The 21,017-nt window shown below is 74.2% G+C and carries 18 protein-coding genes and 1 riboswitch; of the genes, 15 read left to right on the forward strand and 3 right to left on the reverse strand.

Annotated features, from left to right (window positions below; all coding sequences use genetic code 11):
• Nucleotides 1–379: 379 nt before the first annotated feature.
• The 13 genes from KY462_11800 to KY462_11860 all read left to right on the forward strand — a co-directional run bounded on the left by KY462_11800 (nt 380) and on the right by KY462_11860 (nt 16,692).
• Nucleotides 380–769, forward strand: a complete 390-nt coding sequence (locus tag KY462_11800; protein MBW3578400.1) for a hypothetical protein — start codon at nt 380–382, stop codon at nt 767–769.
• A 30-nt stretch (nt 770–799) separates the two neighbouring features.
• A riboswitch (TPP riboswitch) is annotated at nt 800–920 on the forward strand.
• Complete coding sequence (gene thiO, locus KY462_11805) at nt 911–2,110, forward strand: glycine oxidase ThiO (GenBank protein ID MBW3578401.1); 1,200 nt, start codon at nt 911–913, stop codon at nt 2,108–2,110. (Overlaps the previous riboswitch by 10 nt.)
• Nucleotides 2,107–2,316, forward strand: a complete 210-nt coding sequence (gene thiS / locus KY462_11810; protein ID MBW3578402.1) for a sulfur carrier protein ThiS — start codon at nt 2,107–2,109, stop codon at nt 2,314–2,316. The genes thiO and thiS overlap by 4 nt, the downstream gene beginning before the upstream one ends.
• 17 nt (nt 2,317–2,333) lie before the next feature.
• Nucleotides 2,334–3,110: a thiazole synthase gene (locus KY462_11815; GenBank protein MBW3578403.1), complete on the forward strand. Its 777-nt coding sequence runs from the start codon at nt 2,334–2,336 to the stop codon at nt 3,108–3,110.
• Nucleotides 3,111–3,145: 35 nt separating this feature from the next.
• A complete protein-coding gene (gene thiE / locus KY462_11820; protein ID MBW3578404.1) occupies nt 3,146–3,790 on the forward strand; it encodes a thiamine phosphate synthase in 645 nt (214 codons plus the stop codon).
• 117 nt (nt 3,791–3,907) lie between these two features.
• Nucleotides 3,908–6,304: a hypothetical protein gene (locus tag KY462_11825; protein MBW3578405.1), complete on the forward strand. Its 2,397-nt coding sequence runs from the start codon at nt 3,908–3,910 to the stop codon at nt 6,302–6,304.
• A 68-nt stretch (nt 6,305–6,372) separates the two neighbouring features.
• The gene (locus KY462_11830; protein ID MBW3578406.1) at nt 6,373–7,284 is read left to right on the forward strand and encodes an ABC transporter ATP-binding protein; all 912 of its coding nucleotides are present in this window, start codon (nt 6,373–6,375) and stop codon (nt 7,282–7,284) included.
• Nucleotides 7,281–8,348 (forward strand): ABC transporter permease, encoded by a 1,068-nt coding sequence (locus KY462_11835; GenBank protein ID MBW3578407.1) that lies wholly within the window; start codon nt 7,281–7,283, stop codon nt 8,346–8,348. The genes KY462_11830 and KY462_11835 overlap by 4 nt, the downstream gene beginning before the upstream one ends.
• On the forward strand, nt 8,345–10,048 hold the full coding sequence (locus KY462_11840; GenBank protein MBW3578408.1) for a hypothetical protein: 1,704 nt from the start codon (nt 8,345–8,347) through the stop codon (nt 10,046–10,048). Before KY462_11835 ends, KY462_11840 begins: the two co-directional genes overlap by 4 nt.
• A 10-nt stretch (nt 10,049–10,058) precedes the next feature.
• The gene (locus KY462_11845) at nt 10,059–11,108 is read left to right on the forward strand and encodes an AAA family ATPase (GenBank protein ID MBW3578409.1); all 1,050 of its coding nucleotides are present in this window, start codon (nt 10,059–10,061) and stop codon (nt 11,106–11,108) included.
• Nucleotides 11,109–11,112: 4 nt separating this feature from the next.
• Entirely contained in the window at nt 11,113–11,997 is an 885-nt protein-coding gene (locus KY462_11850; protein MBW3578410.1) for a DUF58 domain-containing protein, read from the forward strand.
• A complete protein-coding gene (locus KY462_11855) occupies nt 11,994–13,943 on the forward strand; it encodes a BatA and WFA domain-containing protein (protein MBW3578411.1) in 1,950 nt (649 codons plus the stop codon). Before KY462_11850 ends, KY462_11855 begins: the two co-directional genes overlap by 4 nt.
• Before the next feature lie 19 nt (nt 13,944–13,962).
• Entirely contained in the window at nt 13,963–16,692 is a 2,730-nt protein-coding gene (locus KY462_11860) for a VWA domain-containing protein (protein ID MBW3578412.1), read from the forward strand.
• On the opposite strand, the gene KY462_11865 is transcribed toward KY462_11860, so the two are convergent.
• A complete protein-coding gene (locus tag KY462_11865) occupies nt 16,693–17,127 on the reverse strand; it encodes a lytic transglycosylase domain-containing protein (GenBank protein ID MBW3578413.1) in 435 nt (144 codons plus the stop codon).
• Nucleotides 17,128–18,048: 921 nt separating this feature from the next.
• Here KY462_11865 and KY462_11870 point away from each other — a divergent pair.
• Complete coding sequence (locus KY462_11870; protein MBW3578414.1) at nt 18,049–19,080, forward strand: hypothetical protein; 1,032 nt, start codon at nt 18,049–18,051, stop codon at nt 19,078–19,080.
• Here KY462_11870 and KY462_11875 read toward each other — a convergent pair.
• Complete coding sequence (locus tag KY462_11875; GenBank protein ID MBW3578415.1) at nt 19,047–19,556, reverse strand: hypothetical protein; 510 nt, start codon at nt 19,554–19,556, stop codon at nt 19,047–19,049. The genes KY462_11870 and KY462_11875 overlap by 34 nt on opposite strands.
• 149 nt (nt 19,557–19,705) lie before the next feature.
• Between KY462_11875 and KY462_11880 the strand changes: the two genes are divergently transcribed.
• Nucleotides 19,706–20,575 (forward strand): isocitrate lyase/PEP mutase family protein, encoded by an 870-nt coding sequence (locus KY462_11880; protein ID MBW3578416.1) that lies wholly within the window; start codon nt 19,706–19,708, stop codon nt 20,573–20,575.
• A 9-nt stretch (nt 20,576–20,584) separates the two neighbouring features.
• Here the strand turns inward: KY462_11880 and KY462_11885 are convergent, their stop codons facing one another.
• On the reverse strand, nt 20,585–20,992 hold the full coding sequence (locus KY462_11885; GenBank protein MBW3578417.1) for a response regulator transcription factor: 408 nt from the start codon (nt 20,990–20,992) through the stop codon (nt 20,585–20,587).
• Nucleotides 20,993–21,017 lie beyond the last annotated feature (25 nt).

Here is a 21,017-nt window from a genome sequence, read left to right on the forward strand (position 1 = left end):
CCCCCCACGCCCAAGGCGGGCGCCTGACGCTGCACACCGCCGGGCTGGGGTGCCGCTACCACCACCGCCGCTACGACCACCACACATGGCAGATCACCTGGACCCACCAGCGCCCCATCCTGCACCCACCTGGATCCCGCACCGGCCCCGACCCGTGAGCCGCCAGGCGCCGCGGCGTTCGGAGCGTCGCGACGATCCGAGCGCCGGATCCCCGCCCGTCGCGGAACCCGCACTGCAGGGCAACACGAGCGGCGGCACGTCACGGCCGCTGCGTGACCTGCGCAGCGCTGTCGCACCTGCCTGGCATCCTCTGCGGTGAGTCGAACGACACCGATGTGATCCGTGGCGCGCGCTCCTGCGCCACGGGGAGGGATGAGCCGTGAACACGAAACTCTCGAACAGCCAGCTGTTGGACAGGGAGCCGGTCGAACGCCCCGACGGGGCGCAGGCCGGCAGCGAACGCCCCGACGGGGCGCAGGTGATGGATGCCGACTGGCTCGCCGAGGTGCTCGACGACGCCGGCCTGCAGGGGGCGCTGCTGCTGCTCGGCGACCCCGAGCCGCACCGTCTGGAGGTCCGCGTGGACGGGGCGTTCGCGACGGTGGAAGTGGCCGGCGACCTGGGACAGCCCTGCGGGGTCGAGGTCGCCGCTGCTCTGGTCGCCGCGGCTGACGACGGGGCGTGCGTCCGCTGGGCCGTCGCGCTGTCCGCGATCGACGAGGACTTCGGGGCGGACCTGCTCGTGCGGGCCTGGTGCAGCGACGAGTAGCCCCGGCGGCGCTCCCGGTGACCGGTATCGTGGATCGTGCACGGGAGCCCTGCGGGCTGAGAGGGTGGCGCAGCCGGTCCGCCGTCGCGCCGCCGACCGTCACAACCTGATCCGGGTCATGCCGGCGAAGGGAGCCACCAAATGGCGCCGGACATCAGCCGTCCCGACGCGCCCGACGTCGTAGTCGTCGGAGCCGGCGTGATCGGGCTGAGCAGCGCCTGGCGGCTGGCACAAGCCGGAGCCACGGTCACCGTGGTCGACGAGCGGCCCGGCCGTGGGGCGTCGTGGGCCGCCGCGGGGATGCTGGCACCGGTCAGCGAGGCCCACTACGGGGAAGAGGCGCTGCTGCAACTGAACCTCGCGTCGCACGACCGCTGGCCGAGCTTCGCCGCCGAACTGGCCGAGGTATCCGGCCGCGACCCCGGCTACCGCCAGTGCGGCACGCTCGTGATCGCGCGTGACGCCGACGACCGCGCCGCTCTCGACGACCTGCACGACTTCCACCTGCGGCTGGGGCTGAGCGTCACGCGGCTTCGTTCCCGCGCGTGCCGCGACCTCGAACCCGCCCTGGCCCCCACCGTCCGCGGCGGCCTGCACGCCCCAGACGACCACCAGGTCGACAACCGGGCGCTCCTCGATGCGCTCCTGGCCGCCTGCGAACGGGCCGGGGTCCAGCTGGTCACCGCACGTGCCGCCGCGATCGACCGCGACCGTGACCGCGTCAGCGGGGTGCGGCTCGACGGCCACGACACGATCCCTGCCCGGACCGTGGTCCTCGCCGCCGGGGCTTGGTCGGCCAGCATCGACGGTGTCCCGCCGCTGCCGGTCCGGCCGGTCAAAGGTCAGTTGCTACACCTGCGCGAGCCGCGGACGTCGGCATTGCACGCGGTGACTCCACCGTTGCTGCACCACAACGTCCGGGCCGTCCGTGGCCGCCCCGACCGCCCCGCCGTCTACCTGGTCCCCCGCGGTGACGGCCGCATCATCGTGGGCGCCACGGTCGAGGAGCGTGGCACGGACGTCACGGTCACCGCCGGGGCGGTCCTCGACCTGCTGCGAGAGGCGTACGAGCTGGTGCCGGGCATCACCGAGCTGCAGCTCACCGAGACCGTCGCGGGGCTACGCCCCGGCAGCCCCGACAACGCCCCTCTGATCGGCCCGGGCGGACTCGACGGGCTGATCGTGGCGACCGGCCACTTCCGCAACGGGATCCTCCTCGCGCCGATCACCGCCGACGCGGTGACCGCGGTCGTCGTCGATCGCGCCCTTCCGCCGCCGGTGGCGGCGTTCACGCCGGCACGCTTCGCCGACGCCGGACACGGGGTGGAGGAGGCCGGGTGACCGTCACCATCAACGGGGAACCCCGCGACGTGGACCCCGACACCACCGTCGCGGACCTGGTCAGCGAACTCGGCGCCGACCGCCGCCGGCACGGCGTGGCGGTCGCCGTCAACGGTGAGGTGATCCGCCGCGCGGACTGGGATCAGTGCACCGTCGACGACGGTGACGCGGTCGAGGTCCTCGCGGCTATCCAGGGCGGCACCTAACCCATAAGGCCAGCAAAGTGGACGATCCGCTGACCATCGCCGGGGAGACGTTCTCCTCCCGGCTGATCCTCGGCACCGGAGGCGCGCCCAGCATGGAGGCGCTCGAGGACGCGGTCCGTGCGTCTGGGACCGAGATGGTCACCGTCGCGCTGCGCCGGGTCGACCCGCAGGCGTCGGGGTCCGTCCTGGAGGTGGTCGAGCGTTGCGGGTGCCGGCTGCTGCCCAACACGGCGGGCTGCTACACCGCCCACGATGCGGTGCTGACGGCCAAGATGGCCCGCGAGGCGTTCGGGACGGACTGGATCAAGCTCGAGGTGATCGGCGACGACCGCACACTGTTCCCCGACGCGGTCGAGCTGCTCGACGCTGCCGAGCAGCTGGTCGACGACGGCTTCACCGTCCTGCCCTACACCAACGACGACCCGGTCGTGGCGGTCCGCCTCGAAGCGGTCGGGTGCGCAGCCGTGATGCCTCTGGGGTCACCGATCGGGAGCGGGTCGGGCATCCGCAACGCCTACAACCTGCGCATCATCCGCGAACGGACGCAGCTGCCGGTGATCCTCGACGCCGGCGTCGGCACCGCCAGCGACGCCACGATCGCGATGGAGCTGGGCTGCGACGCGGTCCTGCTGGCCTCGGCCGTGACCCGGGCGCAGAACCCGACCGCCATGGCCGAAGCGATGCGCAAGGCGGTCGAAGGCGGGCGGTTGGCGTACCGGGCGGGGCGCATCCCCAAGCGGTTGTACGCAGACGAGTCGACACCGTCCGCGGGGCGCCCCGAGTGGCATCGGTGAGCGACGACCCGTCCGACGGCACCCGCGACACCGGCGTGACGCTGCGCGACGGTGCGTGGCGTCGACAGCGCCTGGCCGACGCTCGGCTGTACCTGTGCACTCCCCAGCGCGACGACCTCGAAGCCTTCCTCGACACCGTGCTGGCGGCCGGCGTCGACATCGTGCAGCTGCGGGACAAGGACGCGGCCCGCACCGCCCTGGTACGCGCCGCCGAGACCTTGCGGGTCACCGTCGAGCGCCACGAGGCGCTGTTCATCGTCAACGACGACCCCGAGTTGGCGGTCGAGGTCGGCGCGGACGGCGTCCACGTCGGCCAGGACGATCCCTCGCCCCGTGACGCCCGCGAGGTGGTCGGCGATCAGCTGATGATCGGGCGCTCCACCCACGACGTCGGGCAGGTGTCGCGGGCGCTGAAGGAGGACTGCGACTACTTCGCGGTCGGGCCGGTGCACGCCACCCCGACCAAGGCCGGCCGCCCACCGGCGGGCCTGGCCCCGGTGCGACTGGCCGCCGCGGTGGCCCGCGACAAGCCGTGGTTCGCGATCGGCGGGATGGCGCCCGACACCGTCCCCGAGGTGCGCGCCGCCGGGGCACGGCGCGTCGTGGTGGTGCGCGCCATCACCGATGCCGCCGACCCGGGCGCGGCGGTGGCCCAGCTGCGCGCCGCCCTGGAGGGCTGAAAGGCCCATCTCGCAGACCGCGCCTCACGGGGCGGCCGATGGGGTTTACTGCACGCTCCGTGCAACCGCGGCGGGGGCTGCCGACGTCGTACGCACGGCGACGAACGAGGAGGCGACGTGCCCCCGCACCCGACGTGGACGGCGACGCTGGGATCGGTCGTCGCGGCCACCACGTTGGGGATCGCGGCGCTAGCCGCCCCGGCCGGCGCCGCCGCCACCCCCGCCGTCGCAGAGACCTCGCCTGCCGCCGCCCAGCCGGGCGACGTCGAACGGCTCGGCCTGGAGGCGACCGCCGGGTTCGACGGACGGTTCATCGCCGGGACGTGGGTCCCGGTCACCGTCAGCCTCGCACCCGAACGTCTCGTCGCCGGTGTGCTCGACGTCGACGTGCGCCTCGAGAACGGGGGGCGGCTCACCGAGACGCGACCGTTCGAGGTCGCCGGCGGGTCGCGGAAGCGCTTCCGTGTGGTCGTGCCGCCGGTGGCGGACCTCACCGTGACCGTCCGCCCGGACGGTGAGGAACCGGTCCAGGTCCGTCCCGGCACCCAGCAACGGGTCGCCGGCGGGGCGTTCCTGGTCGGCGTGCTCGGCGCGGTCCCGGCGGACCCCCCAGCGGTCGAGTCCGTCGCGACACGCCGCCGCGCCGTGTACGTGTCGGTCGACCCGGAGTGGCTGGCGCTGTCGGCCCACGCCCTGGACAGCGTCGGGACGCTGGTGGCGCACGCGCAAGACCTGCAGCGTCTCCCGGATCCTGCACGGCGGACACTGGCCGCGGCGGTGGCCGGCGGCGTGGACCTGACCGTCGTGGCCGACCGGCCCGGTCCGGTGGACCTGGGGGTGACGTCACCCGCCACCGCCCGCGGCGAGGACGGGACGCTCACCGCAGAGCCGGGCGCGTGGGTCCTCACCGAGGCGGACCTGTCCGGCCCGCCGACGCACCGCACCGACCCGGCCGCGGGCGTGGGGCGCGTGATCGCCGCCGCCGCCCCGCTCGGACGCGGCCGCGTCGCGGTGGTCGCGGTGCCGCTCGGGGCCCCGGGGCTGGGCCGCGACGCCGCGCTGTGGTCCCACCTGCTGCAACCGGCCGCGGACCGGGACGGCGCCACGCAGCCGACCACGACCACGCAGATGCTGAACACGTCGCAAGCCGTGCTGTCGGGGAGCGACCTGGCGCTGCCGACCCTGCCGTGGTTGACCGCGTTCCTGGTGCTGTACGTGGCGGCGGTCGGTCCCGGTAACGCGCTGGTGCTGTCGCGTCTGGGACGCCGAGAGCTGGCGTGGGTGACGGTCCCGGCCGTGACGGTCGCGTTCGCGGTCGGTGCGTTCGCCGCGAGTGCGGTCGCATCCCCACCGACGGGCGTGGCGGCGTCTGCGTTGACCTGGGTCGACGGGCACGGCAGTGAGCTGGCGCTGGCGGCGGTCCGCGCCCCACGCCCCGGCCACCACACCCTGACCCTGCCCGGACAGGGTTGGGACGTGGTCGCCGGTGCGTTACGCGAACCGGCGGTGCTGACCCGGGGCGGCGACGTCGAGGTCGGCTTCGAGCTCGAGGCGCTGGAGGCCGGGACGGTCTTGGCGTGGCGCACCGGCACCGGTGACCCGCCGCTGCAGGTAACCGCATCCGCCGGGGCGGGCGGGGTACGGGCCACTGTCCGCAACGTCTCGGACCGCCCGGTCGACGACATCCGGCTCTTGAGCGCCGGGGAGGAGCGCCGCATCGGCGGTCTGGAGCCCGGACAGCAACGCGACGTCGAGGTCCACTCCCGGACCGAGCTGCGCCCGTCCGACCCGTGGGACGGCGAACACCAGTTCCTCGGGGACCGCGGGCCTCGGGGTGGTCCGGAGCTGCCGATGTCCCTGGCGACTGTGCTGCAGTGGGAGATCCTCGATCGCTCACCGGGGCTGGTGTGGGCGGTCGGGTCGCTGCCCGGACAGACCGGCAGCCCGGTCCGGGCCGACGGTCGACCGGCCGGCGACGAAGGCAGCCTGGTGGCGGTGGGGGTCCGCCCGACGCTGGCCGGTGATCGGTTCCTCTCGCCGTACACGGTGTCCCGGGCCGTGGTGGCCACGGCCGGCATGGGCGGCGAGAGGGGCGGTCCGTCGCCGAACGCGCTCGTGGACGTCGAGTCGGTGGTGCTGCGTTACCGCCTGCCGGTGGCCGGCGACCTGCAAGCGCTGGTCGCCACATTGGACGAGGGGTGGCGGGAACCCGGGCCACACGGGCCGCCGGTCGCGGTGCCGGAGGTCGTCTGCGACGATCGGGGGGTGTGCAGCGACGTGGAACTGCCCCGGCCGGTGCCGGCAGGTCCAGCAGGTCCCGGCGAGACCGAGCTCGAGGTGTGGGACGTGCGAGCCGGCGCCTGGGCGCCCCTGGCGGACGTCTTCGCCGACGGCGAGGCCGATCCGGCACGGACGGTCAGCCCCCTGGGCGAGGTCCACGTCCGCGCCGTGCCGCAAGACGTCTTCGAGTTCGCCGGCCGGGGGGTCGGTGCCCGGCTGGGAGGGCAGCGGTGAGCGCCACCGACGTGCAGCCCGCCGCCTCCAGCGAGCAGCCCGTCCCGGCCGCTGTCCGCGTCCGGGGGCTGACCAAGCGGTACGGGCGGCTGGCTGCGGTCGACCGCCTCGACCTCGACGTCCCCACCGGGTCGGTGTTCGGGCTGATCGGCCCGAACGGTGCGGGGAAGACCACCGCGATGCTGGCGCTGGTGACCTTGCTGGTCCCCGACGAGGGCACGATCGAGGTGTTCGGCCACGACGCCCGCCGCGACCCCCGCGCGGTCCGCGGCGCCGTGGGCTACATGCCGGACTTCTTCGGGGTGTACGAGGGGCTGACGTGCGAGGAGTACCTCGACTTCTTCGCTGCGGCGTACCGCATCCCAGCCGACCAGCGACGCCGGCAGGTCAGCGACCTCCTCGAGCTGGTCGAGCTGCCGCACAAGGCCACCACCGACGTGTCGGGCCTGTCGCGCGGGATGCAGCAGCGACTGGGGCTGGCCCGGGCGCTGGTGCACGACCCGCAGCTGCTCGTCCTCGACGAGCCAGCCAGCGGACTGGACCCTCGAGCCCGGGTGGACCTGCGCGAGATCCTCCTCGAGCTCGCCCGTCAGGGGCGGACCATCCTGATCAGCTCGCACATCCTGGCCGAGTTGGAGGAGGTCTGCGACCGGGTGGGGATCATCGAGGCGGGCCGGATGCTGGCACAGGGCACCCCCCACGACATCCGCGGGCGGCTGCAAGCGCGGGTCACGGTGGTCGCACGGGTCCTGGGCGGCCCGCCAGGGCTGGAGCTTGCCGATCAGGTCGCGACGGCGTACGGCGCGCAGTCGCGGGTGGACAACGGTCAGCTCGTGATCGAGCTGGCCGGACACGACGACGACGCTGCGGACCTGTTGGCTGCGCTGGTCGCGGCCGGGGTGCGCGTCGCCGAGTACCGCGAAGAGCGTGGCGGTCTCGAGCGGCTGTTCCTCAGCGTCACGGAGGGGATCGTCCGATGAGGCGCTTGGCGCCCAACCCGGTGCTCCAGCGTGAGCTCACCGAGCGCTGGCGCGGGCGGCGCGCCTTCGTGGTGCTGACCGCGTACGTGACGTTGCTCGCGTTGGTGACCCGCGGGCTGTACTGGCTCGGGCAGTTGGTCATCCGGTCGGACATGGGCTTCATGGGGATCGCATCCGGCCCGGCGCTCGGACGGTTCCTGTCGGAGAACCTGCTCGGGATCGTGCTGTTCCTGGTGCTGTTCATCACACCCGGTTACGCCGCGGCGCAGATCTCCGGAGAGCGCGAACGCCGCAGCCTCCCGCTGCTGCAGGTGACGCTCCTACGTCCGGTTCAGATCGTCCTCGGCAAGCTCGGAGCGTCGCTGGCGTGGCTGGTGCTCCTGGTCCTGGCCGCGATGCCGTTCGTCGCGGCCGCCTTCTTCCTCGGCGGCGTCGCGATCGGTGACCTCGTCCGCGCCACCGCGTACATCGTGGGGTTGGCGGTCGCGATCGCCGGGATGGCGCTGGGGATCTCGTCGTTGACCCGGCGCACGTCGGCCTCGGTGGTCCTGACCTACGGGCTGGTCCTGGCGCTGGTGTTCGGGTCGCTGTTCCTGGTCGCCGCCGAGATGGCGGTCAAGGCCACCACCGGGCGGTTCGACGAGCGCCCCGTCTCCCTGTACGCCAACCCGTTCTACGGGCTGGCGGACGCCGCCCGCGTGCGGCGGTCCGACTTCGGCGGGCAGCTGCCGAGCGTGCTGACGATCTTCGGGGTGGCCCTGCCCGGCGAGATGGCGTTCGAGGAGCCCGTGCCGTTGGCCCCGCCCCCCGACCTGCCGCCACCGCCACCGCGGGCGGTGCCGGTGCCCCCGGACGGTGTCCGCGGGCGCGCCGTCGGACAGGCCCCCGCACCCCGCGGGGCTCCCGTGTGGCTGGTGGTCCTCGGCGTGTACGGGACGATGGGGGCCACGGGCCTCACGATCGCGACGCTGCGCGTCCGGCCGGGCTCGACCGTCGCGCGGGCAGGTCGGCAGGCCGCCCGCCCGCCCGGCCGCCAACCACGCGCGCAGGCGGGGGCGTCGTGAGCGCCGGCGTCACGGAGCGGACCGCACCAACCGAGCACCGCCCCGAACGCCCGGCCACACCCAACCTCGATCGGCTGGTCAAGCGGGCACGCCGACGGATGCGGCTCAACCGTGCGGTGGCGTTCTCCGGGCCGGTGCTGCTCGCCGCCGGGGTGGCCGGCCTGGCGTGGGTGGCGCTGTCACGGGTGGTGATCGTTCCGGCCGCCGACCGGATGGTCGGGACCGGGCTGGCACTGGCCGCCGTCATCGCGGTCACCGCCGCCGCGGCGGTGCGCATCCCGGGACGGTGGGCGGCGCTGGCGGCCGACCGGTGGCTGGACAGCCGCGACCGGTTCACCACCGCCGTGGAACTGTCCGCACTCGCCGACCGCGGGGCGGTGGCGGCGCGTCAGGTCGCCGAGGCCGAGGCGGCCGCCGGCGGCATCGACCGCTTCCCGCAGCGACCGGCTGCCCCCACACGGTTGTTGGCGGCGGGTGCGGCGCTGGTGCTGCTGGCCGGGTGGGCGGCGACGGTCGACAACCCCCGCGACGCGGAACGGGCACGGCTGGCCGCCGAGGAAGCGGCGGTCCGCACGCAAGCCGACGAGCTGCGCCGCCGCGCCGAGGAGCTCCGCGCCGACGACACAACCCGCGGCGACGCACTCGCCGAGCGGCTCGAGCAGCTGGCTGAGCGGCTGGAGCTGGCCGACCTCGAGCAGGCGCTGGAGGAGCTGTCGCAGGCCCGCGGGGATCTGTCGGTCCAGCTCGACGCCGACCTGCCCGGTCAGCGCACGGCCCTGTCGGGGTTGGCCAAGGAGCTGGCTCGAGCGCCGCTCGGGTCGGGCGACTCCGTCCGAGCGCAGCTGGAGGACCTGGCCCGCCGGCTGCAGGACGAGTCGCTGGGATCCGACCAGCTGGCTGGCCTGGCGCAGCGCCTCACCGACCTGTCCGGCGCGTTGAAGGCCGGCCAGCCGCAGATCGCCGCTGCGCTGGGCGGCGCCGCCGGGGCGGCGGCTGCGGGCGATCAGCGGGGCGCGGCCGGGGCGGTGCGCGACGCCTCGGAGGCGGTCGCCGACGCGATCGGGGCGCTCTCGGCGCAGGAGGCGACGGCCCGCGCGCACGCGGCGGTGTCCGACGCGGCGGACGCTCTGCGCGGGGTCCGCGACGGCCAAGGCCAGGGCCAAGGCCAAGGCCAAGGACAGGGCCAAAGCCAAGGCCAAGGACAGGGCCAAAGCCAAGGCCAAGGCCAAGGCCAAGGCCAAAGCCAAGGCCAAGGCCAAGGCCAAGGCCAAGGCCAAGGCCAAGGCCAGGGTCAGGGTCAGGGCGGAGGGGGCGGTGGCGGCAACCCCAGCGGGAACGTCCGCGTCGACAGCCATGGCGGTCATGGCGGCCGCGGTGGCCCGTCGCCGGGCGCGGTCGGGACGGGGAACAACGTGTCCGCGGACCTGGACCTGTCGACGATCTTCGACCCGCCGTCGCGGGCGGTGGCCGACGCAGACGACATCCACCTCGGCGGGGGCGACAGCGGCACCGGTCCCGACCGTCGCAGCGGCACGGTGACCGGCCAAGGCCAGCGCAGCGGCGCGCTCGTCCCCTACCGCGACGTCCTGCCCCGCTACCACGACGCAGCCACCCGCGCGATCCAACGGCCGGGGTTCCCCGTGCGGCTACGGCCGGTCGTGCGCAGCTACTTCGACCGCCTCGGCGGCGTCACCGAGTGAGGAGCATCCCGTGACCCACACCACGCCCCGTCCCGGTGCCGTCCCCCGCGCCGCGACCGCGCAGGTCGAGCCGCTGGATCCCGAGCGGTTCGCCGAGCTGGCCGCCGGCGTGGAGGCCGAGATCCGCCGCGTGATCGTCGGCCAACGAACGCTGGTCCGCGACGTGCTCGCCTGCCTGTTCGCCGAAGGCCACGTCCTGCTCGAAGGCGTCCCCGGTCTGGGCAAGACCGTGCTGCTGCGCACCCTGGGCCAGGCCCTGTCCCTGGACTTCTCGCGCGTGCAGTGCACCCCGGACCTGATGCCGGCCGACATCGTGGGCACCACCGTCCTCGGCGGCGACGACGGCACGACCCGCTTTCAGCCCGGGCCGGTGTTCACCCAGCTGCTCCTCGCCGACGAGATCAACCGGGCCACGCCCAAGACCCAGTCCGCGCTGCTCGAGGCGATGGCCGAACGGGGTGTCACCGTCGGGGGTGTCACGCGGGACCTGCCGCGCCCGTTCTTCGTGATGGCCACCCAGAACCCGATCGAGATGGAGGGCACCTACCCGCTGCCCGAGGCGCAGCTGGACCGCTTCCTGGCCAAGGTGCTGGTCCCGCTCCCGTCGGGTGACGACCTTGTGGAGATCCTGGCGCGCACCACGGGGACGCAGGTCGCCGAGGTGCAGCCGGTGGCGGGCGCCGACGACCTGCTCGCCGCAACCCGTCTGGTCCGGGAGGTCCCGATGGCTGAGCACGTCACCCGCCACGTCGTCGACCTGGTCTCGGCCACGCACCCGGACGCTGACACGGCGCCGGAGGTTGTGCGCCGGTACGTGACGCACGGCGCGTCGCCGCGCGGCGCCCAGTCGCTGGTCCTGATCGCCAAGGTCCTGGCGCTGTTCGACGAGCGGCTGCACGCCGCGGTGGACGACGTGCGGGCCGCCGCCGGCATCTGTCTGCGTCACCGGCTGGTGCTGGGCTACGAAGCGCTGCCCGCGGGTGTGACCGCCGACGACGCGGTCGCGGCCGTCCTCGACACGGTCGCGGCGCCGACCCCGCCGGTCCGCGGCGCGGTGTGACCGCATGACCCGACCCGGCCGGCTGCTCGCGCCGGAGATCGTGGCGCGCTTGGCGCCACTGCGGTTGGCGACCCGCCGGCGGGTGCAGGGCCGGTACGCGGGCAGCCACCGTTCGCGGCGGTACGGCGCGTCGCTGGACTTCGCCGACCACCGCCAGTACGTCCCCGGCGACGACCCGCGCCGGCTCGACGTCGCGGCGTACCAGCGGCTGGGCCGCCTCCTGGTCAAGCTGTACGAGGCCGAGGACGAGGCCGCGGTGCGGGTCGTGGTGGACCTGTCGGCGTCGATGGGGTTCGGGCGCAAAGCGCACACCGCCCGCGAGGTCGCGGCGGTGTTCGCGGCCCTGGCCCACAACGGCCAGGACCGGGCCCGGGTCCTGCTGGCCGGTGCGCAAGGCGTCGATGCCGGACCGTGGTTCCGCGGGGCGGGTGGCCTGCCCCCGGTCGAGGCACGGCTGTTGGCCGCGGCGACCGATCCTCACAGCGCCCGCCCCGACCTGGCGGGCGCGATCCGCCGAGCACGCGGCGAGGGGCCGGCCGGCCCCACCGTGGTGGTCTCCGACCTGCTCGACGACGCCTGGCCGGACGCGGTCCGGGCGCTGGCGGCGGGGCGGGGCGACGGCGTGGTGGTGCACCTGCTCGGCCGTGAGGACCTCGAACCGGGAGTCCGCGGTGACCTGCGCCTCGCCGACGCCGAGACCGACGAGGAGCTGGAGGTCGGGATCGACGAGGAGGCGCTGGCCGCCTACCAGGCGACCTGCGAGGCGTGGCTCGCGCAGGTGGAGGCGGCCTGCGGGCGGCACGGGATCGCCTACGCCCGCCTGATCGACGACGCGTCGGTCGAGGAGCTGGCGACCGGCACGCTGCGCCGCCTCGGGGTCGTGGCGTGAGCTTCGCCAACCCGGCGGGGTTCCTGGCCGGCCTGCTCACGCTCCCGTTGATCGCGTGGTACGTGCTGAGGGTGCGCCGACCGCGTGTGACGGTCGCGTCGACGTTCCTGTGGCGGCGCAGCGAGCGTTCGATCGCGGCGGCGGTGCCCTGGCAGCGTTTCCGCAGCGACGCCACGTTCTGGCTGGTCCTGCTGGCGCTGGTCGCGGGGACGCTCGCGCTGGCGCAGCCCTACGTCACCGTGACCGCGAGCCTGGGCGACCACACCATCGTGGTCATGGACGCGTCCGCGTCGATGCTCGCCGACGAGGACGGGCCCACCCGCCTGGAGCTGGCGCGGCGGTCCGCCGAGACGCTGGTGGACCGCCTGGGTCCGGGTCAGGTGGTGTCCGTGGTGGAGGCCGGACCCCGCGCCCGGGTGCTGCTGTCGGCGTCGGGCGATCCCCGCGCGGTCCGGCGGGCGCTCGCTGCGGTGCGTCCCAGCCACGGCGCAGCGGACCTGACCGACGCGTTCACCCTCGCCGCGGCGCTGGAGCGTCCCGGCCAGTCGACGGTGGTTCACCTGCTCAGCGACGGGGTGGTCCCCGCGGACCACCGCGACGCCGTCCCCCCCGGTCTGCTGGTGACCGCGGTCGGCCGCGAGCGGCCGAACCTGGCCGTGACCCGTCTGCATGCCGTCCCGGTGGGGGCCGGCGCCCACCAGCTGTTCGTGCAGGTCCGCAACTTCGGGACGCTGGCCACCGACGCGGACCTGACGGTCGGCGTGGCCGCCACCGACGCCGTCGACGCGGCGGTCGAGCCGCTGATCGAGCGACGCCTGCGACTCGGTCCACGTGCCACCGAGGAGCTCATCGTCACCCTCGAGCGCTCCGGCGGCCCCCACCTGGTGGCAGAGATCGCCCCGGTAGGAACCACGGTCACCGGTGAGAGCTCCGATGCCCTGTCGGTCGACGACCGGGCCTACACGGTCCTGCCCAGCGCCCGTGAGCTGACCGTGCTGATCGCCGGGCCCGGCAACGTCTTCCTGGAGACGGCGTTCGCGGCCGTCCCCGGCGTGCAGGTGCGCACCACCGACACCGTGCCCGACGCTGTGTCCGACGCTGTGTCCGGCCCGGGGGCGCGCGCACTGGACGACGCGGACCTGGTCGTGGTCGACCGGGTCGCAGCCCCCGCCGCCCCGCCCCGCCTGCCGACCGTGTACGTCGCACCGCCGGTCGCCCCACCGGGTGTCGAGATCACCGGCGAGGCGGAGCTCCCGGCGCTGACGTTCCAGGCTCCCGATCACGAGATCCTGGCCGCGGTCGACCTGTCGGAGGTGGCGATCGCGGCCGCGCAGACGGTCACCGCCCCGGCGCTCACCCCGATCGCCAGCGGACCCAGCGGCCCGCTGATCCTCGCCGGGCGTCTCGACGCCTCACCGGTCGTCTACCTCGCCTTCGACCTGACGCAGAGCAACCTCCCGCTGCAACCGGCGTGGCCGGTGCTGATCGCCAACGCGGTGACGTGGCTCGGCGGCGGGCCGACCACCACACCGGCGAGCGCCGGCGAGGCGGTCACCGTCCCGGTCCCCGCCGGAGCCACCGGGATCACCGTCACCGGACCGGGGACCGAGCTCACCGTCGACCCGGCCCAACCACGGGTCCGCCTCGAGCAGGCCGGCCTGTACCGGCTTCGCTGGGCCGCTACCGGAGACGACGGTGCGGGCGGCGAGGCGTGGGTGGCGGCGAACACCGTCCCGGCCGAGGGCGACCTGGCGCGCAGCCGACCGGACCCCACCGACCGGACCGCCACGGCCGTCGACGGGGCGGCAACGGCCCAGGGCCGCCACGGCTTCGGCCGGGACATCCTCGCGGTGGTGCTGATCCTGGCCCTCGCCGAGTGGGCCTGGGCGACCATCCTCAAGCCCCGGCGGGCCCGCCGGCGGGGCGCCAGGACGGTGGCGGCGTGAGGCCCGCGGCGGTGACCGCATGAGCCCGATCGGGTTCGACCATCCGGGCTGGCTCGTCGCGCTGGTGGCCGTCCCGCTGGTCGTGATGGCCGGCCGCCGGACGGTCAGCCGGGTGCGTGGCCGCCAGCACCGGCTGGCGACCGCGTTCCGCGCCGCCGCGGTCGCGTTCCTCGTCCTGGCGTTGGCCGGGCCGCGGTGGAACGTCGCTGGTGGTGGCGTCGACGTCGCCTTCCTGGTCGACGCGTCCGACTCGGTGGGGGCCGGACTCGACGACGCCCTGGCCTGGGCCGACGCCGCCCTCGACGGCCGCGGCGAGCGCGACCGCGCCGCCCTGGCGCTGTTCGGCGCGGACGCTCGGCTGGAGTACACGCTGCGCGACGATCCTCCCCGGGGTCGCCCCGCCACCGTCGTCGACCCGTCGGCCAGCGACCTCGCCCAGGCGCTGCGCCTGGCCCACGGCGCGCTCGGCAGCCAGCACCGCCGCCGGGCGGTGCTGCTGACCGACGGGCGCCAGACCCGCGGGGACGCGGTCCGTGCAGCCCGCGAGCTGGCGGCCGCCGGCGTGCGGGTCGACGTGGTGGCGCTCCCGGGGGGGCTGGCCGCGGACCTGCTGGTCGAGGAGGTGAGGGCCCCGACGCGGCTGCGGCAGGGCGAGGCGTACGACGTGGTGGCGGTGGTGCGCAACACCTCGTCGGCGGACGCGAACGCGGTCGTGGTGATCAGCGCAGACGGCCGCGAGGTCCACCGCGAGACCGTGACCGTGGCGCCCGGCACGGCTCAGGTGGTGGCGCGACGGACCGCCGACACGCCCGGCACCGTCCGCTACGAGGCGCGTCTGGCCAGCGCAGCGTCGACGACCGACGCCAACGACGTGGGCCGCGCCGCCGTGCAGGTGCTGGGCCCCGCCAGCGTCCTGGTTGTGGAGGGCGAGCCCGACGCTGGCCGTCATCTCGCCGCGGCCCTGGAGGCTGCCGGCCTGCCGGTGCAGCGCATCTCGAGCGGCGGTGGGCTGCCGACACTCGACCGCCTCCTCGACCACGACGCGGTGGTGCTGGTCGACGTCCCCGCCGCCGACGTGCCGGCGACCGCCATGACCACGCTGGACAGCTACGTCCGCGACGCCGGTCGAGGGTTGGTGGCGGTCGGTGGTGACTCGTCGTTCGGGATGGGCGACTACGACGGCACACCGCTGGAGGACCTGCTGCCGGTGTTCGCCCGCGTCCGCGATCCCGAGCGCCGCCCGTCGGTCGCCGAAGCCCTGGTCGTGGACGTGTCGGGGTCGATGGCCGCCTGCCACTGTCAGGACGGCGGGTTCGGCGGGCGAGGTGGGCTCGGCGGGGCGGAGTTGGGCGGGGTCAACAAGACCGACATCTCCAAGGAGGCGATCGCCCGGGCCGTCGCCGCCCTGGAAGCCGACGACACGGTCGGCGTCCTGGCGTTCAACACCCGCAGCGAGTGGGTGATCCCCCTGCAGAGCCTCCCGCCGGAGTCGGTGGTGGACCAGGGACTGGCCCGCCTGCACCCCGAAGGCGGCACCGCCATCCCGCAGGCCATCCGCGAGGCGATCGCCGGCCTGAAGGACGTCGACGCGCGGCTCCGCCACATCGTGTTGTTCTCCGACGGCTTCACCGAGCACCAGGCACTGATCGAGGTGGCCAAGGAGGCCGCCGCGGCGGGGATCACCCTGTCGGTCGTGGGGACCGGGGAAGGCAGCGGTGAGGTCCTCCGCGAGATGGCCGCCGCCGGCGGCGGGCGCTACTACCCCGGCCGGGATCTGATGTCCATCCCCGACATCATCGTCAACGAGGTGCAGTTCGTGGCCCGGCCCGTGATCAACGAGGGCCGCTTCCTGCCGGTGGTCACCGGCGTGGGACCCGCCACCGACGGGCTCGACAGCGCCCCGCCGCTGCTCGGGTACCTGGCCACCACGGTGAAACCCACCGCCCGGCAGCTGCTGGCGATCGGCGACGAGCGTGACCCACTGCTCGCGACCTGGCGTGCGGGGCTGGGCACCACCGTGGCCTGGACCTCCGACGTGTCGCCCCGCTGGTCGACGCAGTGGACGACCTGGGAGCGGTTCACCCGCTTCTGGTCCGATGTGGTGAAGTCCACCTTCGCCGCCGATCCCGACCCGCGGTACGCCCTGTCTGCCCGGGCCACGTCCGACGGGCTGCGGGTCCGGTTGGAGGCGGCCGCGACGATCCCCGCCGACGCCACGGCGGTCGCGACCGTCACTGACCCCGACGGGCAACGCACCGAGGTGACGCTGGAGCGGACCGCGCTCGACAGCTTCGAAGCCGTCCTGCCCGGCGGGTCCGAAGGCGTCTACGCCGTGGGTGTGCGGCTGTCGGCCGCCGGGGATCCGCTGTACCACGACGCGGTGGCCGCGACGCGGTCGTACTCACCGGAGTACGCCACCGCAGCCACCGACCCGACGCTGCTGAAACGCGTCGCCGCAGCCGGGGGCGGACGCCTCGATCCGGACCCGGCCGTGGCGTTCGACCCGCGCGGGCTCCCGGCCGGGAGCGACACGCGACAGCTGTGGCCGTGGCTGGCGTTGGCGGCGCTGTTCGCGCTCCCGGTGGACGTGGGACTGCGGCGTTTGCGCCTCGAGCGCGACGACTGGCGCCGCGCCCGTCGGTGGGTCGCCGGCCGGCTGCGTCGCCGCCCCGCGGTGGCCGAGCGCCGCGAGTCCACGGCAGGGTTGCTGGCGGCCCGCGACCGCGCCCGTCGACGCCGCGACGGGTGATCAGCCCCGCAGGTGCTGCCAGCGGTCCAGGACGGCCAGGACGTACAGCTGCGTCTCGACGACCTCGGGGATCCCACCAGCTTCGGCCACCCGGGTCGGTCCGGCGTTGTACGCGGCCAGACCGAGCTCCAGGTTCCAGAACCGGGTCAGCTGGGCGTGCACGTAGCGAGCACCGCCCGAGAGGTTGTCGAGCGGATCCCACGGGTCGACACCCAGGGCCTTGGCGGTCGCCGGCATCAGCTGCGCCAGCCCCACCGCCCCCGCCGGGGATACCACGTCCGGCCGGAAGGACGACTCGGTCCACACCAGCGCCGCGAAGAAGCGCCCGTCGATGCCGGTGCGGGCCGCAGCGGCATCGACGGCCCCGGCCCAGCGTTTCCCCGCGGCGGGCAGCCGGCCGCTCCACCCCGGAGCGGGCTGGTCGAACGGGAGCATCTGCGGGGTCCGCAGCACCGCCTCGACGGACCTCAGGCGACGCTTGAGCTCCACGACCAGCTGTTCACGTGCTGCTCGGTCGGCGACCAGCTCGTCGACGATCGCGCGTCGCGCCGCACGCTCGGCGTCAGCGTCCGCCACGACCTGACGCTGCTGGTCGGAGATCGCCGCCACCGCCGCGCGCCGCTGCTCGGCCGCGCGGGTGGCAGCTGCCGCCTCCTGGACCGCGATCTCGGCGCGGCGCTGCAGGTCGCGAGCCGCCTGCAGCAGCTGATGGTCCGTCGCCAGCAGACGTCGTCCGACCACGGCGGCGAGCGCGAGGTCGTGGGCGTCGCGGGCCGCCCCCAACGCCGACGCGACCAACACCATCGGGTCTTCCGATCCCCGTGCCTTGTAGATCTCCGTCGCGCGCTGTGACAGCTCCACACGTCGCTGATGCAGCAGCTCGGCGCTGACGTGCGCTCGTTCCTCGGCGTGTTGTTGCGCGGTGCGTGCCTCACGCTCGGACGCTTGGGCCTCGGCGAGCTGCCGTTCGACCGCACCGAGCCGGGCGCGGAGCTCGGTCAGCCGGTCCTGGACCGCCGTGTACGCGTCCCGCGCCCGTTGCAGCCGCTCGGCGACGGCCTGAAGGTCATGCTCGGCGCGCCGCAGGTCCTGACCGGGCGCGGCAACCGCCACAACGGCGGGAGCAAGCAACGCCAACGCGATCACCGTCACCATCAGCAGGCGGCGCCACGCCATGTGCCCCTCCCGGTCGCGTCACGCTCCCCGATCCGACGCCCGCACCGGTACGGCCGTCGGGACAGGTCGACGACCCTAGCCCACTACCGCTGTCGTACCCGACGTGACTACAGTGCCCGACCGCCGCGGGCTTCCCCGTCCGCGGCTCCGCTCGACGGGACGTTCACGAAAAGGGCGCGCATGAACCCCAGACGACCACTGATCCTCGCTGCCACGCTGGCGCTCGTCCTGACCGCGTGTCCCGGCGACGAAGCCCCGTCGCCGGGCGAGAGCCCCACGACGCCCGCCGAGGGTGAACGCGAGTTCACGATCACCGCCACCGACTACGCGTTCGATCTCCCGACCACGCTGGGCGGAGGTGTCGTGACCGCCACGTTGGACAACGACGGGGAACAGGCCCACGAGGCTGTCTTCGTCCGCGTCGAGCCGGGCACCTCCGAGGACGAGGTCATGGATGCCTTCGACCAACTCGTCCAGGGCGGCCCCTTCCCCGACTTCATCACGGCGCTCTCGGGGATCGGCGTGGTCCCCCCCGGCGAGTCGGCGTCCTCGACGTTCTCACTCCCCGAGGGTGAGTACGTCGTCCTGTGCCCGTTGACCGACGAGCCACCGTCCGACACGCCGCCCGGCGACGAGGGGCTGCAGACCGAGGCGCCGGCCGAAGCAGGCCAGGAGACCTCGCCGCCGGCGACTCCGACCGAGGAGGGCCCGGCCGCGGGACCGAGCCCCGGGCAGCCGGCCGAAGACGAAGAGCTCGAGCCGCACTACCGGCTCGGGATGATCACGTCCGTGGACGTCAGCGAGGGCGACGTCGCCGACCTGCCGGACGCCGACGGCACCGTCGTCGGCACCGACTACGCCTTCGAGGTGCCGGAGCTCGCAGCCGGCACCCACACGCTGGTGTTCCGCAACGACGGTGAGCAGAACCACCACGCGGTTCTGTTGCAGTTCGCCGAGGGCATCGACGAGGAGGGTGTCGCACAGACGTTCGAAGCGTTCGCGCAAGCCGGTGAGGGTCCACCACCGGAGGGGGTCGAGGAGCCCGAGTTCATCGGCGCCTCATCGGTGTTCTCACCGGGCCTCGGCGGCACGTTCGAGGTGGAGGTGACCTCGGGCCGGACCTACGCGTTCGCGTGCTTCATCCAGGACCGCGAGGGCGGCCCGCCACACGCGTTCGCCTACGACATGTACCGGGCGTTCACGGTCGAGTGAATCCTGGGCGGGGCGCCCGGGCCGGGATCGGTCCGGGCGCCCCGCTTCGCTGACCGCGGGTCGGGGACGGTCTGCTCGACGCGGACGCGGGCGCACAGCTCGCTCGACGCCACGTCGCGGCGGCCCCGCCCCGCGGAGCACAGCGCCCGCAACGCCTCGCTGGGCGCGACGTCGGCAGTGAGAGGCGTGGGATGCGCGCGGTAGGCCTCGAACCACTCGTCGGTGGTCCCGCACGCCGCGATGGTCGGGTACAGGTCGGCCAGGGACCCCGCCACCGTGGTCGGCACCGGCGACACGGGCGCGTGCGGTGCGGGCGAACCCGGCTCGGCGCGCCCGGTCAGCGCCGCCTGTGCTGCATCGAACGCCTCGCTGCACGCAGGCGACACCGCGATCGGCGTCGGGTCGCGGCCGGCGTGCTGTCCCGCCCCGCACCCGACCGACAGCACAGCCAGGAGCGTCGCCGCGACCGTCCGCATCGCCGGACGATCCTAGGCCGCAGTCGACGGATCAGCGCGTCGGGTCGGTCGCAGCACCGAGCGGGCTGACGGGTCCTATCGTGCGGGGCGCCGAGGGAGACGGACAGATGTGCCACCCGGAGGTCCAAACCATGACAGCAGCCACCGAGATGGGCACCGGCGCCGCGACGATCCGCGGACTGCTCACGAGCGGGGCGACGGTCAACATGCCCGGCGTGTACGACGCGCTGTCCGCCCGGCTGGCTGACGAGTCCGGGTTCGAGGTGTTGTTCGTCTCCGGGTACTCGGTGTCGGCCTCGCAGCTGGGGATGCCCGACTACGGCTACCTCACCCAGACCGAGATCGTCGAGGCTGCCAGGAGCGTGTGTACCAACACCGCCCGGCCGGTGATCGTGGACGCCGACACCGGGTACGGCAACCCACTCAACGCCGTCCGCACCGCCCGGCTTCTGCACCGAGCCGGGGCCAGCGGGCTGTTCCTCGAAGACCAGGAGTGGCCCAAGAAGTGCGGTCACTTCGCGGGGAAGCGCGTCATCGAACGACGCGAGTGGCTCGCCAAGCTCCGGGCCGTCCTCGACCTGCGGGATGAGGGCGTGGACCTGTTCCTGGTTGCCAGGACCGACGCCCGGGCCGCGGTCTCGTTGGACGACGCCATCGCCCGCGCCCAAGCGGCGCGCGACCTCGGCGTCGACGCGATCTTCGTCGAGGCCCCCCAGGGGGTCGACGAGCTCGAACGCGTCGCCAAGGAGGTCGACGGCGTCGTGCGGGTCGCCAACATGATCGAGGGTGGCCGTACCCCGCTGCTGACCGCCGCTGAGCTGCACGACCTGGGCTACGACCTGATCGTGACTCCGCTCAGCGCTCTGCTGGCGGTCACCCGTGCCCTGCGTGAGGTCTTCGGCGCGCTCCGCGACAAGGGCACGCTCCGCGACGACCTGGAAGTGCTGGTCCCCTTCGACGACTTCGGCGCGGTGGTCGACCTGGAGGGCCACCGCAGCCTCGAACAGCGCTACGCATGAGACGACGCTTCAGGAGCTGACCCGGTCCTCCATCACGGTGAGGAGCTCCTCGACGAGCTGCGCTGGCGTGATCCCCTTCTCCAGGTAGCGGCTGGCTCCGCCGGCCTCGGCGACGTCGTTGAGGCGTCGTCGCTCGAACGCCGACAGCATCACGACCTTCGTGTGCGGCGACGCCGACACGATCCCGGGCAGCGCCGTGATCCCATCCATGTTGGGCATCGCGACGTCCAGGAGGACGAGGTCGGGCTGGTGCCTGGTCGCGTACTCCACCGCTTCGACGCCGTCAACGGCTTCGGCGACGACCTGGAACCGGCCGCTGCGCTCGAGCACGACCCGGTACAGCAGCCGCAGGTCGGCGACGTCGTCGGCGAGGACCGTCCGGAAGACGGCCTGGCTCACCGACTGGCCGGGACCCATCGCGCGCACGTCGCTCCTGTGATCT

It is taken from the genome of Actinomycetota bacterium, assembly GCA_019347675.1.
Classification (GTDB): Bacteria; Actinomycetota; Nitriliruptoria; order Nitriliruptorales; family JAHWKO01; genus JAHWKW01.